13 protein-coding genes are annotated in these 15,870 nt (G+C 34.9%); 5 read left to right on the forward strand and 8 right to left on the reverse strand.

Going from position 1 to position 15,870, the window contains the following annotated elements; genetic code table 11:
* Both EZJ43_RS00255 and pepT read right to left on the reverse strand, forming a co-directional pair.
* Positions 1–867, reverse strand: coding sequence for an aldose 1-epimerase family protein (locus EZJ43_RS00255; protein WP_133260651.1), 867 nt, complete (start codon positions 865–867; stop codon positions 1–3).
* Positions 868–926: 59 nt separating this feature from the next.
* A complete protein-coding gene (gene pepT / locus EZJ43_RS00260) occupies positions 927–2,180 on the reverse strand; it encodes a peptidase T (protein ID WP_133260652.1) in 1,254 nt (417 codons plus the stop codon).
* 59 nt (positions 2,181–2,239) lie between these two features.
* Between pepT and EZJ43_RS00265 the strand changes: the two genes are divergently transcribed.
* Together EZJ43_RS00265 and EZJ43_RS00270 are read left to right on the forward strand one after the other, a co-directional pair.
* Positions 2,240–2,968 (forward strand): hypothetical protein, encoded by a 729-nt coding sequence (locus tag EZJ43_RS00265; protein WP_133260653.1) that lies wholly within the window; start codon positions 2,240–2,242, stop codon positions 2,966–2,968.
* Positions 2,969–2,990: 22 nt separating this feature from the next.
* Positions 2,991–3,611, forward strand: a complete 621-nt coding sequence (locus EZJ43_RS00270; RefSeq protein ID WP_133260654.1) for a rhomboid family intramembrane serine protease — start codon at positions 2,991–2,993, stop codon at positions 3,609–3,611.
* A 2-nt stretch (positions 3,612–3,613) separates the two neighbouring features.
* Here the strand turns inward: EZJ43_RS00270 and EZJ43_RS00275 are convergent, their stop codons facing one another.
* On the reverse strand, positions 3,614–4,579 hold the full coding sequence (locus tag EZJ43_RS00275; protein WP_165953052.1) for a hypothetical protein: 966 nt from the start codon (positions 4,577–4,579) through the stop codon (positions 3,614–3,616).
* Positions 4,580–6,165: 1,586 nt separating this feature from the next.
* Positions 6,166–7,302 (reverse strand): hypothetical protein, encoded by a 1,137-nt coding sequence (locus tag EZJ43_RS00280; protein WP_133260656.1) that lies wholly within the window; start codon positions 7,300–7,302, stop codon positions 6,166–6,168.
* Positions 7,303–7,384: 82 nt separating this feature from the next.
* On the opposite strand from EZJ43_RS00280, the gene EZJ43_RS00285 reads away from it, so the two are divergent.
* Positions 7,385–8,416, forward strand: a complete 1,032-nt coding sequence (locus EZJ43_RS00285) for a dipeptide epimerase (protein ID WP_133260657.1) — start codon at positions 7,385–7,387, stop codon at positions 8,414–8,416.
* Here EZJ43_RS00285 and EZJ43_RS00290 read toward each other — a convergent pair.
* The 4 genes from EZJ43_RS00290 to EZJ43_RS00305 form a co-directional block, all read right to left on the reverse strand.
* Positions 8,394–8,591, reverse strand: a complete 198-nt coding sequence (locus tag EZJ43_RS00290; RefSeq protein WP_133260658.1) for a DUF6358 family protein — start codon at positions 8,589–8,591, stop codon at positions 8,394–8,396. The two genes, EZJ43_RS00285 and EZJ43_RS00290, sit on opposite strands and share 23 nt — an antisense overlap.
* 144 nt (positions 8,592–8,735) lie before the next feature.
* Positions 8,736–9,053, reverse strand: coding sequence for a rhodanese-like domain-containing protein (locus tag EZJ43_RS00295; RefSeq protein ID WP_133260659.1), 318 nt, complete (start codon positions 9,051–9,053; stop codon positions 8,736–8,738).
* Positions 9,054–9,148: 95 nt separating this feature from the next.
* Positions 9,149–10,657, reverse strand: a complete 1,509-nt coding sequence (locus EZJ43_RS00300; protein WP_133260660.1) for an OmpA family protein — start codon at positions 10,655–10,657, stop codon at positions 9,149–9,151.
* Between the two features lie 167 nt (positions 10,658–10,824).
* Positions 10,825–12,663, reverse strand: coding sequence for a hypothetical protein (locus EZJ43_RS00305; RefSeq protein WP_133260661.1), 1,839 nt, complete (start codon positions 12,661–12,663; stop codon positions 10,825–10,827).
* A gap of 167 nt (positions 12,664–12,830) precedes the next feature.
* Here EZJ43_RS00305 and EZJ43_RS00310 point away from each other — a divergent pair, with 167 nt between their 5' ends.
* Together EZJ43_RS00310 and EZJ43_RS00315 are read left to right on the forward strand one after the other, a co-directional pair.
* Positions 12,831–13,958 carry a DUF4407 domain-containing protein gene (locus tag EZJ43_RS00310; protein WP_133260662.1) on the forward strand — a complete coding sequence of 376 codons (1,128 nt, stop codon included), beginning with the start codon at positions 12,831–12,833 and terminating at the stop codon, positions 13,956–13,958.
* 31 nt (positions 13,959–13,989) lie between these two features.
* Positions 13,990–15,294: a M20/M25/M40 family metallo-hydrolase gene (locus EZJ43_RS00315; RefSeq protein WP_133260663.1), complete on the forward strand. Its 1,305-nt coding sequence runs from the start codon at positions 13,990–13,992 to the stop codon at positions 15,292–15,294.
* Positions 15,295–15,870 lie beyond the last annotated feature (576 nt).

The following is a 15,870-nucleotide window of genomic DNA, read 5'->3' on the forward strand; positions in this document are numbered from 1 at the left end:
TTAAAAGCATTCTACTTCCCAATATCTTTCCCAATTGCAACTTGTTGCGAGTTTGTTTATGCCCTCTTTAACATTTAGTTGTTGGTTATGATTTATTGAGTCTGCAATACCACACCATGGCTCTAAACATATAAATGATGCATCTTTTGCTGCCCAAATACCGAAGTACGGAAAATCTTCGAAATGAAAATGTAAACCGAAATCATTTTTTGTGTTCAACAAGCTAATGCAATTGCTTTGCATCGTTTTAAAAACCAAAGCGTCGTCATAAAACAAATCGTGCTTTAGCTTTAATTTATGCCTACTCAAATTCAAAGTTTCGCGCTCATTGGTTATTAAGCCATTCTCTAATTTCCAATGAATAAGCTTTTCATCTTCATTAAAGGCCAAAAAGTAATCGCTATAATTTGTGTCGGCCGTATTTGGAACTGCAAATGCAGGATGTGCACCCAACGAAAATAGGAGTTCTTGTTCGCCAGTATTTTTAACTTTGTAAGTTACGTTTAACTTATGTTCAATTAATTTATATCGAAGTTGCAATTCGAAACAAAATGGATAACTTTTTAAAGTTTCATCGTTTTCAGTTAAAGTAAAAACGGCTTCGTGAGCGCTAATCTGCTCAACTTTAAAATCATAATCCCTCGCAAAACCATGCCTACTCATTTTATAGGTTTTATCTTGGTAGATATATTCATCATTTTTTAAAGCTCCAACAATCGGAAAAAGCACTGGGCTATGCTTGCCCCAGTAATTTTTATCACCATTCCACAAATATGAAATATTGGTATCTTTGCTAAAAAGAGCTTGTAATTCTGCTCCTTTTGTAGCAATTTCGGCCTTTATAAAATTATTCTCGAGCGCTATCATTTCAATTTAAATGTAAAGGATTTAAGTGATTTTATTGTTTTTTTTAAGAATTATTTTTGTTAGCTATTTTCTTCCCAAATACAAGCAATGTTCACGATCGTTTCAACTGCTTTTTCCATATCCTGTACACTTACCCATTCTTTTTTACTATGAAAAGCATGTTCACCTGCGAAAATATTTGGGCAGGGTAAGCCCATAAATGATAGCCTCGAACCATCTGTTCCGCCTCTAATACTTTGTGGCTTAGCTACAATTCCAGCTCGTTCAATCGCCTCAATACCGTATTTAACTATTTTAGGGTATTTATCCAACACCTCTTTCATATTTCGGTATTGTGGTTTAATGGTAAGTTTATAAGTAGAGTTGGGGTATTTGGTTAATATACTTTTTACGGTCGATTCTAATAATTCGCCATGTGCTTTAAGTTTTTCATTGTTAAAATCACGGATAATAAACTGCGCTTCGGCGTGCTCCACCTGTCCTTTAATGCCTACCGGATGAATAAATCCTTCCTTTTGTTGTGTGGTTTCTGGGGATAGTTTATCTTTAGGAAGTTGCTCTATTATTTCTGAAACGATTTTAATTGCATTTTCCATTTTACCTTTTGCAAAACCTGGGTGTGTACTTACGCCGTTAATAGTTAGGGTGGCTCCATCTGCAGAAAATGTTTCATCTTCTATTGATCCCAACGTTTCCCCATCTATCGTGTAAGCGAAATCGGCACCTAATTTTGTTAAATTTGCTTTATCAACACCCCTGCCAATCTCTTCATCTGGCGTAAACAGAATTTTGATTTCGCCGTGCTTAATTTCGCTGTTTTTTATTAAGAAATTGGCAGCCTCCATAATCTCTGCAACGCCAGCTTTATTATCGGCACCAAGCAAAGTAGTACCGCTAGCTGTAATCACATCGTTGCCAATTTGATGCTCTAAATCTCTATGTTCATTCATTTTTAAGATGACAGCATGATCATCTGGTAAGATTAAATCTTCACCTTGATAGTTTTTATGAATGATGGGTTTTACATTTTCGCCACTACAATCTGGCGAAGTATCCATGTGTGAGCAAAAGCAAATAACTGGCACTTTTTTGAGCGTCGTTGCGGGTATGGTACCGTAAATATAGCCGTTATCGTCCATTTCAGCATCAGCAATGCCCATTTCCAACAGTTCTTCAACCAAAATTAAACCTAAGTTCTTTTGTTTTAAGGTAGAGGGACAGGTAGGAGAAGAAGCATCAGACTGCGTGTCGATTTTAGTATATTTTATAAACCTATTTTCTAAATTATTATTTATATTTTTATATCCGCTCATTTAACAAAGGTAAATGTTATACATATTGAATAAAGATTTTATTTTTGAAAAAAAATGCTATGAATTTTAAACCATTAAAGTTTTCGGTATTGCTGATCGCATTTTTATTGTTGGTTAGCTTTTCTTATGCCCAATCTAACTATTTCAAGTTTTCTGGAGGGATTGGTTTAGGCCCAAATTATTCATTTACCGATGTGTACAAAGGCAAACGGGGCTTTACCACGTATGGTACTTTAGATTATCATATTACTCCTTTTGTAACGGCTGGGTTAGAAGCACAGTTCGGAAGCATCCGTGGTGGTAGCATTACCGATGATCGCTACAATAGGCAGTTCACAAATCATTACGCCTCTATTTCTGCAAATGCGAAGATTATGTTAGGCGAGTTTGTAGATTATGATAAAAATGACTTTCTGTATAACATTAGAGGGTTGTATGGTGGTTTGGGTATTGGCGTAGTAAATAATAACATTGTTGATATTGTTCGGTTTAGACCATCCTACTCTGATGATCCTGGTTTTGGCCCATTCCCAGGGAGGGATAAAAGTTTAAATTTATTGGTGCCGATTAATCTAGGTATAAACTTTTTTATAAATGATGATTATGGCTATATGCGATATGTAATCAATGTAAACGCACAAAGTAATGTAACCTTTGGCGAAGGTTTAGATGGTTATAACGATCCTCCATCTAAGTATAGAAATGATGCTCCCGATATTTTCAATACATATACCATAGGTGTTAAATACTTTTTTGGCTCAATTAGGTCTTACCGTAAAACGCTTTAGCTTTTCTTAATTTTTTATATCAATGGAATATCTAAATGTAGCCCCAGTGGCTTCGATAATTCTTTTATTTACGGTTGTAACCAGCTTATATGCGTTTTATGACAATAGCGTATATGGAAAATTTATGTTACATCCGTACAGTGTGGCAAAAGGGAAAAACGTGTTTACTTTGTTAACCAGTGGATTAATACATGCAGATTATATGCACATGTTTTTTAATCTATTTACATTTTTTGCTTTTGCATTTACGCTAGAGCAAATGATGGGACACTGGCAATTTGGTTTAATGTATGTTCTGTCGTTAATTTTGAGTGATCTTCCTACTGTTTTCAAAAATAAGGATAATTTCCATTACCATAGTTTGGGTGCATCTGGGGCGATAAGTGCTGTGTTATTTAGTTTTATACTTTTTAAACCTTTCTCTGAAATAGGTATTTTATTTATTCCCTTTGGCATACCAGCAATTGTTTTCGGCGTTTTATACTTAGTGTACTGCGTATATGCTTCTAAAAATTCGAGAGATAATATAAACCACGACGCACACTTTTTCGGTGCAATATCTGGCTTATTAATAACCATTATTCTTGTTCCAGGTATTGTGCCTAATTTTATTTCGGCACTTACGGCAAAGCTTTTACATTAATTTTAACCTGCTACAGGTAGATTTGGGTTTTCGAAAAAACTCATAGGTTGATCGGGATTTTTAATTATTTCGAACAAAACGTAGCCCCAAGGTTTCCAAAAATTTTCTAAAACTTGCCCGTATGTTTTGTTTTGCCAAACATCAAAAAGTGGCTTAGTCATATTGCCACGTAAGGGCATATCTTCTATATAAATTGTGCCATCAACTGGCATAAAGGTATATTCTGGTAATCGATTGAATAAGTATGCAGAGTAATAAAACCGAGCGCTTAGCTCTTCAAATTGCTCGGCTGTTAATGCTTTTCCTTCAACTTCTTCAACAATATTTTTGTGATAGCGTTTATTGGTGCCATTATCCTGCATGCAGGCAATTATTCCAAAATCTTTCATTTTTATGGAGAAAGTTAAGGTGTTGATTTCATCGCGAAAGCTAAATGGTGTTTCAACATCTTCTAATTTTACAATAACGATACTCCATGGCGAAAACTCCTCAAAAACAACGTTTGTATATAAATTTTGAAGCATGAAATTTAAGTTTGCAAACTTCATCATCAACGATTGCGACATGTTTAAGCCGTGCGCTGTCATTTCTTTACGTAGAGCAGCGTGCATTTCTGTATAAATAAATCCGTACAGAAACTTTCCAATCCAATTAAATAAATCTTGCTCAGGCAGTGCCATAACACTTTCGAAACCATTTGTAAAAGCACGCTTAATTGTATCTTCTAGTGGCGTTAAAAACTGCTCATTAACCTCACTATTTATGGGGATTATCAAACTGTTGTAAGTACGGATGGTTTCATCTAAAAACTGAATTCTTTCCTCTCCGGTTAAACCAGCTAAATCCATTAACCATTTTGGGATAAGTGGTATTTGAACAACTTCAGACTGGAATGTTTTGCCACTTAAAAAGCAGTTTTTATATAAAAAATCGAAATTTTTAAAAGGATCGTAAAGATTCGTATTCATCGTTACAATATTAGCTATTATATTTTAAGTGCTTAGAAACGATAATTTTTTTTAACTTTTGGATTACTAAGCGATGACGGATAAAGGATGAAAGATAGTTAATGATGTACTCGGCATGAAGTGTCACCCCTTCGGGGTTAAATTACGAAGGGGACGTTTATTTATAATAATATCAGCCCTTCGGGCTTGAATGAAAATCATTTCAATTTTGTATTTTTTTTCGAAATCTGCTGTGGAAGTAATAGATTTTTTATTTTGTTTAGTTCAAAGAATGGTTTTAATTAACTAACCATTAAGGAATTAAGAAAATTAAGTGGGATTATATTGTGGTATAATTGATATACTGGCCAATTATTGAAGGGATGAAATTATTGCTGAATAGTTAATGATGTACTCGGCATGAAGTATCACCCCTTCGGGGTTAAATTACGAAGGGGACGTTTATTTATAATAATATCAGCCCTTCGGGCTTGAATGAGAATCATTTCAAATTTGTATTTTTTTTCGAAATCTGCTGTGGAAGTAATAGATTTTCTATTTTGTGTAGTTCAAAGAATGGTTTTAATTAACTAACCATTAAGGAATTAAGAAAATTAAGTGGGATTATATTGTGGTATAATTAATATACTGGCCAATTACTGAAGGGATAAAATTATTGCTGAATAGTGAATGACGTACTCGGCATGAAGTGTCACCCCTTCGGGGTTAAATTAATGGCAGATTTTTATAATAATATCAGCCCTTCGGGCTTGAATGAGAATCATTTCAAATTTGTGTTTTTTTTCGAAATCTGCTGGGAAAGTAATAGATTTTTTATTTTATTTAGATCAAAGAATGGTTTTAATTAACTAACCATTAAGGAATTAAGAAAATTAGGGGGGATTATATTGTGGTATAGTTAATGATGTACTCGGCATGAAGTGTCACCCCTTCGGGGTTAAATTACGAAGGGAACGTTTATTTATAATAATATCAGCCCTTCAGGCTTGAATGAGAATCATTTCAAATTTGTATTTTTTTTCGAAATCTGCTGGGGAAGTAATAGATTTTTTATTTTATTTAGATCAAAGAATGGTTTTAATTAACTAACCATTAAGGAATTAAGAAAATTAAGTGGGATTATATTGTGGTATAGTTAATATACTGGCCAATTACTGAAGGGATAAAATTATTGCTGAATAGTTAATGATGTACTCGGCATAAATAGTGTTACCTCTTCGGGGTTAAATTAATGGCAGATTTTTTAGAATAATATCAGCCCTTCGGGCTTGAATGAGAATTATTTCAAATTTGCATTTCTTTGCGAAATATGCTAGGAAAGTAATAGATTTTTGATTTTATTTAGTTCAAAGAATGGTTTTAATTAACTAACCACTAAGGAATTAAGAAAATTAAGTTGGATTATATTGTGGCATAAGTAACTAACCATTAAGGGGATTAAGAAAATTAAGTGGGACTATATTGTGGTATAATTAATATACTGGCAAAACCCAAATCCCGAAGGGATGAAATTATTATTGAATACATAATCAAATAATTAAACCCCGAAGGTGGTGGCATAAAACCGAAAAGTACTAGGGTTTAACCTAATAATTTGCATAAAAATAACTAATATCATTAACCAGCTGCGTATATATCGGTTTGGTAAATTCTAAAAACAACGTCGATGGTGGCGGTGGCAATAGCTGTCTGTGGTTGCACAATGCTAAATCTTGATTACTCAACGCGCGGTCGTCTCCTTTATAACTTGCCCAACGATCTTGCCATACATAAGTGCCAGGAAATTTTTGATTTCTTAACACCTGCTTTGTTTTCCAATCTGTAATCGTTAAGCCCAATAATCCCGACGAAGAAATTGTTTTTTCAAACACACTTAAAGTTGCTTTCACCGTACCATAAATTGTTTTTCGATCTCTCGTTTCACCAATTGCAACACTATCGCGTCTTAAATTCTCTACCTTTTCTTTTATATAGGTTTGGCCAACCACAAAATCATCAAAATTTAAACTCAGCACTTGGTCAGGCGTTATTCTTTGATTAGTAGCCTGCTCTTCTGAATAAAAAATAATAAATTTATTTCGTTGGTAATTGGCAACAAACTGATTAATCTGGTCTTGAAAATAATCGTTACTCAACTTATATCTACTGCTGTTTACCAAAACCGGTTGTATCACCACCCTCGCTACAGCCGCCCAATATGCCTCATCCATTTTATTTTTTACATCTTTAAAATTTGGATCATATTTTTGAGCCTGTTCAAATTCGTAATATGCTTTTTTGGCACTTGTCCGGTTTTTCTGATTGAGTAAGTTTAAGCCTGATGCAAATCTAGCCGCCGCCGCATAATATTTGCTATCATTTAACTCCGTAATGTATGAAACGGGTTTTGGAACCAATAACAAACATGCAGGACAACTGTTTATGTTTTCAGCAAGCTCATTTATCTTTTGATAATCATACATTATCGATTCCCATTTAAAAGGATAAGTAGATAATTTTGCATCGGCAATTTTTCTTAAATGATCTTGCAATGCTAAATTATAGCCTGTTGATAATACTTCCATTGCCTCTGCATTTTTTGGCGAATTTTGCAACCGACTTACAGCTTTCAGTACCGAAGCATCATAATCGCCCTTTTGCAAAGCTTTTTTACCGGTAGTACAACTTATTACAGCGACTATAACCGTTAAAATAAAATATTTAATAATGGCGTTAGTTTTCATGCGATGAATGTTAATTTATGAACTGAATATAGGCATAATGATTATATTCAACCCATTATTATATTTAAATAGACGATTAATAATGAAAATAAGTTGCAAGCCCTACGAGTTAAAATTAAAATATCCTTTTTCGATAGCTAAATATACCCGTACCAGCACACCATTGATGTTGGTAAGAATGGAGCATGAAGGTATATTTGGTTATGGAGAAGCCAGTATGGTGCCGTATATGGGCGAAAGTTATGATAGTGCGACCAAGTTTTTGAGCGGGATAGATTGGAAGAAAATTGCTTACCCATTCAATTTTGAAAATATTATAAACTACCTAGATGAAATTGCGCCCGGACAACCTGCGATTAAGGCTGCAATTGATATTGCATTAAATGATTTACAAGGGAAGATTTTGAATAAACCTTGTTACGAAATTTATGGTGCAGATCCATCAAAAATGCCCGTAACCTCCTATACAATTGGTATTGATACGCCAGAAGTAATCAGAGAGAAATTAAGAGATGCGGAAGCATTTAAGGTAATTAAAGTGAAACTTGGTAGAGATAATGACAAAGAAATTATCAATACGATAAGGAATTTTACCAATGCGCCACTTTATGTAGATGCGAACCAAGGGTGGAATGATCCTTTGCAAGCCATCGATTTAATTTATTGGTTGCATGAAAAGGGTGTGGTATTAATTGAACAACCAATGGATAAAAATGACTTGGATGGAAATGCATGGTTAACAGAACGGAGTCCGATACCGCTTTTAGCCGATGAAGCTGTACAGCGGTTGAAAGATTTGGATAGTTTAAAAGGTGCTTATCATGGTATTAATGTAAAGCTGATGAAAAGTTGTGGCATGTACGAAGGCCATCAAATGATTATGAAAGCAAAATCGTTTGGAATGAAAGTGTTAATTGGTTGTATGAGCGAAACCAGTTGCGCAACTTTGGCAGCTGCTACTTTAGCACCGCTCTGTAATTGGGCAGATTTAGACGGTCCTTGGCTCACAAAAAATAATCCATTTACCAATCCGCAGTTCGAAAACGGAAAATATATTTTAGAAAACTTACCCGGTTTGGGCCTAACGGGAATTAAGGACGATCTTTTTCTTTAAAATCTTTTTTAATATCGCGCATTAAAAGAATTTTAAAATAGAGCAATGCACCACCTGCACCAACTAAAAAAGCACCTTGCAAATACTTTCCGTTTTTGTAACACCAAATTACACCAAAAAAGCAAAGCATAATGCCTAAACTGTAAAATATATTTAAAATGAATTTTTTAGCCACGGGTTGAGGATTTATCTGGTAATTAAATTTATTGATTAATAACCAAAGAACAATAACCAATTATCAAACTTTGTCTAAAAATATTAAAAAATTATTTCCGGAACTTGTAGTGTTTGATAATTGGAATTTATTTATTGGTTTTTCTTAATATACCGGCATATCTGGCTCGTAAGCTTCTTGCCAAGCAATAATGCCACCCTTTAAATTATATAAGTTATCAAAACCATATTGTTGCTCTAACTGCATTACGGCGGCAGCACTTCTTTTACCGCTTCGGCACTGAACAATTACAGGTTTATCTTTTGCAATTTTATCGGCTTCAATTAAAATGCCACCCAATGGAATGTTTTCGCCTTCTAAGTTAGATACTTCATATTCAAATGGTTCTCTAACATCTATTAACTGAAAATCTTCTTTATTATCGATTTTTGCTTTTAAATCTTGTACTGATACTTCTTTCATCGTCTTCGAAATTATATGTGGCACAAACTTACACATAAAAAAATAGCCGAGAAAATTTTTCCCGGCTAAACAGATACCGTGTAAATAAACAAAAACTATAATTCAAGGATGGTAAACTCCACCCTACGGTTTAAGGCTCTGCCCTCATCTGTATCGTTTGTGGCCACAGGCAAAGTTTTTCCATATCCCCTAAAGGTTATACGGGTTGCGCTAATGCCTTGGCTCACTAAATATTGCTGTACTGATTTTGCCCTATCGGTCGATAATTTATTATTACTCTCATCAGAACCAACATTATCTGTATGACCACCCATTTCTATTTTTACGGATGGTTTTTGCTTTAAATAAGAAGCGATGCGGTTTAATTCAGAGAAAGATTCTTTTTTAAGTTCTGATTTTCCAAACTCGAAAAAAACATTATTTACTCGAATAACCTGCCCTACAATTTCTGGCACTAAGTACAAATCGCGGGTTATTTCTTTATAATCAGATATTTTTGTCAAATCTAAATGATCAGAGATCGGAATATATTTTGGTGCAAGTGCATTAAAGCCGTAATCTTTTCCGTATGGAAGCGCAATTTGATAACCGCCCGTTGTTGGATCGCTAATTGCAACACCTTCGTTTTTTCCGGTTTTTAAATCTTCATAACTTACTGTGGCTTGGATGGGAAGGTTGGTTACTTTATCAAATACTTTTCCTTTTACCAAAACAACAGGCTGTGGCTTCTGCGCATCGGTCAGTTTAATTTTTACCAAGTCGCCCGAAGCAGACATATATCCATATTCTGCCTTCGCATCTAAAGTAAAATAGGCTTCCCATTTATCGCTGTTAATACCCGGCCCCATATTTACAGGTTCTGACCAGTTTTGCCAAGTATCGTCTAAACGTGTACTTTTCCAAATATCGTGATCGCCCAAAGTTCCTTTTCTATCGCTCGAAAAATAAAGGGTTCTATTATCCGAAGCCACAAAAGGCGTAGTTTCATCAAACTGACTATTTAATGATTTAATGTAAGATGGTTCAGTAAAAGTACCATCATCTTTACGTGCCGAGTAATATAAATCGCAATTGCTGCCGCCTTTAGATTCGCTAAAGTAAAGAATCAATCCTTTACCATCTGGCAATAAGCAAGCACCGCTATATTTTCCTATCGACATTTTGTCATAATTAGGAATTACAATACCCATAGGATCCTTAAAACCGTTCAATCCTCTATTTAAAAATGAAAAACCGTCTTTGTTTTGTGAATCGCCATTCACAAAAAAGCCTCGAATTAAAAGCGTGTTATTATCAGGTGAGACAAAAAATACTGCCGATTGTGTGTTACCGATATTAAAAGGTGATGGTAAATACCTTGCGGTAGTCCATATTCCTTTATCATTAAGTGTAGAATACCACAATCCTTGTACCTCTTTGTTGGCATCTTTTTTAAATATCGATCGCCAAAAGTACATTTCTTTACCATCAGCAGATAGCATTGGGTGGCCTTCGCTAAATTTGGTGTTAACACCAGGGCCTAAATTTATTGCGTTGGTTTCAGTTTGGGCAGATGTTATGAAGCCATATAGCACCAGTATTAAAACCAAAAATCTTTTTATCATGATATAAAATATTAACTGTGCGTTAAAAATGAGGGTGTACTGTAAATAATTCTGTAAAAATTGTCATCCTGAGCTTGTCGAAGGACTGTCGCACTTCTAGTGCGTTTCGACAAGCTCAACGTGACAAAATTATGGAGCGACTGATTTATGAGACAACATTCAATGCCTTAATTTTTTAAATCCAAACGAGAAATCAACACCTTATCGCCTCTTTCGGTTTCGCTAAACATAAAAGTGTAATTGCCCATTTTGGCGGTATTTGCATTTTTAAATAAATAGAATTTCTTCCTTTCACTTTCACCCAGCGTTTTGAAATCAGATAGTGTTCCGTCGGCTGTATTTATCGCGCCGTATTCCATGTTAAAAAGTGGTTCCCAAGTTGTTGTGGTGGTTTTAGTATTAAAGCCAAAATCTACGTTCACTTCTTTGTGTATAGATTTTGCCATTCTCATTAGCCAATAAACGCTCCTCTTATCACCCGATTCTTGGATGTAACTGGTTGTTTTGATCATATCAGATGTTAATGGAGAAGTATTAAAGAAGCCAGAAGTTTTACTTTGGTCTAAAAATATACCGTAGTTGCGTTTTAGGTTTCCGGTTGGATCAAATTGAAACATGTAAACCCCTTTATAGCTTCTTCCTCTGTTTTTGCTGAGGGTTTTAAAATCTTGACCATTTACTAAAATATCGCCAGCACTGGTAAAGAAAATTCCATTAATTACAAATTTCTTTCCATCAAATTCTACAAATTTCTTCTGATCAGCCGGTTTGGCTTGCACTTTTTCAAAATCAGCTATTGATGGAGAATTCAAAAATTCGAATTTACCACCGCTAATTTTACCGATTTGGAAGTTGGTGTATTTTAATTCATCTAGCCCAGCATCAACAATATCTTGGTTTATACCAAAATCTGCAGTGCCGCCCAACATGGAAATTCCTTTACCCAAACCACCAAGCCCTAATTTTCCAATTCCACCGCCTGAAGATTCTTTTTGTTCTTCTGCATCTGCAGAGGTTGTTGCTACTAAAGGTGTTTTATATACTTGATTAATGTATTTAGACTCAGGATCCTTTGTGGTCGCAGAGCCATAAACATAAACGCCACCCTCTTTTTCATAGGCACCCAAAACTCGCCATCCGTTGGTTGGAGAATTAAAATTAAATTTTTCGACAATCTGTCCTTGAGGACTTACCCTAACGTAAGTATAGTTTGTAGGTTTAGGATCGGCTAATTTACCAATGCCAGATCCACCTTGGGGTGCGAAAACTAAAATCCAATCTCTAGGAAAATCATCATTTGTAAGCTCCTCGTTATCGTCTTCCAGCGGACCAGAATAAATCGGCGCATTGGGAAAATCGAAATCTAAACTGCTCGCTGTTTTGATGTTTACATTATTATCACAACTTAAAATATCGTAATGTTTTAACGAGCCAACATAATCACCTTTCTTTTCTTGCTTGCCTGCAACTACTAAAACCGTGCTGTCCGATTCTACTTCGTAAGCACCGCCTCTAAAGAAATATTGCTCGGCATTACTAGTGGGCTTAACTTTTTCTAATTGCTTTACCGATTTGTTGTAATTACCCAATAGCCACATATATTTCCAAGTAATTTCCTTCTTTCTGAAAACCAATTTACCCGTTAAATTGGCCGATGCATTTAAACTGTGCGAAACATAGCTATCGCCCTTAAAGTTAAACCATTTGTATCTGGTTTTCATTTTCTCTATTGCCTGCTCATCTTTCACGGTATTTAAAAGATTCAAATCTTTATCAAAAGTATATACTTCGCGTTTTACCATCCTTTTGGTTGAAGAACGCAAAACGAAAACCATATCCATGGTTTGCTTTTCGCTATTAATATCGATACCGCCCAAATATCCGTTTTTGGCTTTTCTAGAAATATCAAACTCTTTCTCGATAATTGGTACCTGTGCCAACGCACACATGGTAGAAAGTAAGATTATGCATATTAATCCTACTGATGAAATGTAATTTTTGTTCATGGTCTAGTTTTTTGTTTGTTTACTTATCAAAAGTGGCAGATTACTAGGCAATTATAAATACCTTATAGAGGGTATTTTTATATACCCATTGGTACGGATGCAACTAAAAATTTACGCTCAACCTGTAACATATATCACCCTCGGGCGTTTAACTATAAATCGTTACGATGGATAAGTTGAACCGTTTCTTTTGGTTTTGTTCTGGCGCTCATTTAGGTACGCTTGAGAAATATCCTACCGAGCAAAATAAATATACTGGTATTGGTGCAACAATCTTTTTTACAGGATTATTTGCTATGCTATCTGGCGGTTATGCAATTTATTTCGTTTTTAAGGGTGATGATTTTGCACTTATATTTGCCATTATTTTTGGCTTTTTATGGGGTGCGGCTATTTTTAATATGGATAGATATATTGTATCGAGCATTAATAAAAGTGCCGCCACAAGTAAGCAACTTTTACAAACAATGCCACGTATTTTACTTGCCGTTATGATTGGTATTGTAATTTCGCGACCGATAGAGCTTAAAATTTTTGATAAGGAAATAAAACAACGTTTAAAAGTGAGTTATTTGAACGGGCAACGATCAAAAATTGATACTTTAAACAAAGCTTTCGAGAATAAGTATGTGGTAGAATTCGGACGATTAAATCAGCAGAAGGCCACCCGAGATTCTTTAGAAAGTGGCATTAAAAATGATCGGCAAAAGCTTAATTTTGAAATTTTTGGAAATAAAACTGCAGAAACCTCGGGTGTTTTAGGTTATGGCCCTTATGCTAAACGAAAAGAGGAAGCACTTAAACTGCGCCAAACTGAGCTCGATTCCTTAAAAATTAACATTGTAAAAGCCGAACATTTTATCGATCAACGAAGAAATTTTGATGGATTATTTAGCGAAAGACTTTTTACCAACAAAGAATTAGATAGCTTAGCAAGCGTAGCTGGTTTTGCAGACCGCAATAAAGCGTTAGGGCAATTAAAGTTTAATACCGATGGCACAAAGGATAGCAATACCGCATGGGCGATTACTTTTATTGGTTTATTGTTTATCTTTTTTGAGTGTTTACCCGTTTTTGTGAAACTAATGAGCGCCCGTGGTGCTTATGATTTTGCCATTGCAGATGGTGATGAGGTTGCTATCTATCAATCTAAAATGGATAGAAAATTTCACTTGCAAGTTGGGGATAATATTCAAGAAACGAGAGTAGATGCCGAAACAGCTAAGCTTAAAGAAATTATAAAAGGAAAAGCACACAACGATTTGCAAAAACAGAATTGGAATGAAAATAATTGATAGTTTTGTTTATCACTTTACATGAAATAATATGAAAAAAATATTTTTACTTTTTGTTGGTAGTGCGCTCGCTTTTCAAGTTGGTGCGCAAACGATAGATAAAATAATTACGAGAGAATATACCGATCATTTAATTAAAACTTTGAGTAGTGATGATATGCAAGGCCGGGGAACTTTTACACCTGGAATTGATAAGGCAGCAAGTTTTATAGAAGCAGAGTTTAAGATGATAGGGCTGAAACCTTTAAGTGGCGAAAACAGCTTTAGACAAACTTTTTACAAATATCAGGTTACCGTTAATAAATCGATAGTTAAAATTGATGGCGATGAGGTAGCTGAAGATAACTTGATGGTAAGCGGTGTAAATAATGAAAAAGTAAATTTAGACTTGACCAATACAACAGTTGTTAATTTTGATAATGATAAACCATTTGTGGCCCAACTTAGGGCTGTAATGGCATCAAAAAGCAGTCAATTGATTTTAGTTGATGTAAAATTTGCCGAATATTTTAACCGGTACAAACCCTATATTAATAAGCCGAGCACCTTAGATGAGAAAGATATGAATGCGAAGGGCGATGTTAAAATTTTTGTTTTGGGAAAAACTGAAGTCAACAATTTTAGTGCGGAAATTAATTCGACAGTAGATAAAATGCCGTTATTTAATGTTGCAGGTATGATCCCTGGTAAATCAAAAGCAAAAGAATTTGTGATTTTTTCAGGTCATTACGATCACTTAGGAATTATAAAAAGTGTTGATGGCGATAGTATTGCCAACGGCGCAGATGATGATGCATCTGGAACAACAGCGATGATTGCCTTAGCGAAATATTACAAAGCAAAAAACAACAACGAGCGCACTTTAATTTTTGTTGCCTTTACGGCAGAGGAGATTGGTGGTTTTGGTGCTAAATACTTTTCAGAGAAATTAAATCCTGATGAAGTGGTTGCCATGTTTAACATAGAAATGATTGGTAAGGATTCGAAATTTGGTAAAAACACAGCTTTCATAACCGGTTACGATCGCTCTAATTTTGGTGAGATTTTGCAGAAAAATTTAAAGGGAACAGCATTTACTTTTCATCCAGACCCTTATCCAGATCAAAATTTGTTTTACCGAAGTGATAATGCAACCTTGGCGGCGTTAGGTGTTCCTGCGCATACTATAAGCACCGATCAAATTGATATTGATAAATTATATCACAGTGTGAAGGATGAGTACAGTAGTTTGGATGTAGATAATATTTTATCAACCATTAAAGCAATTGCTAAAAGCGCAACAACAATTGTTAACGGCACTGATACGCCAACTAGAATTCCGAAGTTGGAGAAATAATGTTTTTTGAATTTTGAGGGATGTTTTGACGTTTAGCCTAATGTGTGTGATCGCCATTAGCCTAAGGTTTTAGAAACATTAAGGGATTAGCCCAAGGTTGGTGTTATCACCAACCTTTATTTTTTTGGAGTGAGCGCAAAATTTCGTCATGCTGAATTTATTTCAGCATCTATCCTGCACTAAAGATCCGATTTGCTTAATGTGATATTGTCCTCGTTTGTAACGAGGACGATTCAGTAAGGAGTTGATTCAAAAGATTGTTACCTTTATTTTAGAAACATTAAGGGATTAAGAAAAATTAAGTTTTCAATGGGTGTACTTGTTAAGGCGATAAAATCGCCATTCTCGGTCATCCTCGTTACAAACGAGGACGATTGCTTTTATTTAGCCTAAGGTTGGTGTTATCACCAACCTTTATTTTTTGGAGTGAGCGCAAAACTTCGTCATGCTGAATTTATTTCAGCATCTATCCTGCACTAAAGATCCGATTTGTTTAATGTGATATTGTCCTCGTTTGTAACGAGAACGATTCAGTAAGGAGTTGGTTCAAAAGATTGTTACCTTTATTTTAGAAAC

The organism is Pedobacter changchengzhani (assembly GCF_004354365.1).
In the GTDB taxonomy this organism is placed as follows: Bacteria; Bacteroidota; Bacteroidia; order Sphingobacteriales; family Sphingobacteriaceae; genus Pedobacter; species Pedobacter changchengzhani.

Bases quoted from the DNA above. Each gene is read 5' to 3' on its own strand.
- EZJ43_RS00255 (WP_133260651.1), bottom strand. From the start codon at position 867: ATGATAGCGCTCGAGAATAATTTTATAAAGGCCGAAATTGCTACAAAA.
- pepT (WP_133260652.1), bottom strand. From the start codon at position 2,180: ATGAGCGGATATAAAAATATAAATAATAATTTAGAAAATAGGTTTATA.
- EZJ43_RS00265 (WP_133260653.1), top strand. From the start codon at position 2,240: ATGAATTTTAAACCATTAAAGTTTTCGGTATTGCTGATCGCATTTTTA.
- EZJ43_RS00270 (WP_133260654.1), top strand. From the start codon at position 2,991: ATGGAATATCTAAATGTAGCCCCAGTGGCTTCGATAATTCTTTTATTT.
- EZJ43_RS00275 (WP_165953052.1), bottom strand. From the start codon at position 4,579: ATGAATACGAATCTTTACGATCCTTTTAAAAATTTCGATTTTTTATAT.
- EZJ43_RS00280 (WP_133260656.1), bottom strand. From the start codon at position 7,302: ATGAAAACTAACGCCATTATTAAATATTTTATTTTAACGGTTATAGTC.
- EZJ43_RS00285 (WP_133260657.1), top strand. From the start codon at position 7,385: ATGAAAATAAGTTGCAAGCCCTACGAGTTAAAATTAAAATATCCTTTT.
- EZJ43_RS00295 (WP_133260659.1), bottom strand. From the start codon at position 9,053: ATGAAAGAAGTATCAGTACAAGATTTAAAAGCAAAAATCGATAATAAA.
- EZJ43_RS00300 (WP_133260660.1), bottom strand. From the start codon at position 10,657: ATGATAAAAAGATTTTTGGTTTTAATACTGGTGCTATATGGCTTCATA.
- EZJ43_RS00305 (WP_133260661.1), bottom strand. From the start codon at position 12,663: ATGAACAAAAATTACATTTCATCAGTAGGATTAATATGCATAATCTTA.
- EZJ43_RS00310 (WP_133260662.1), top strand. From the start codon at position 12,831: ATGGATAAGTTGAACCGTTTCTTTTGGTTTTGTTCTGGCGCTCATTTA.
- EZJ43_RS00315 (WP_133260663.1), top strand. From the start codon at position 13,990: ATGAAAAAAATATTTTTACTTTTTGTTGGTAGTGCGCTCGCTTTTCAA.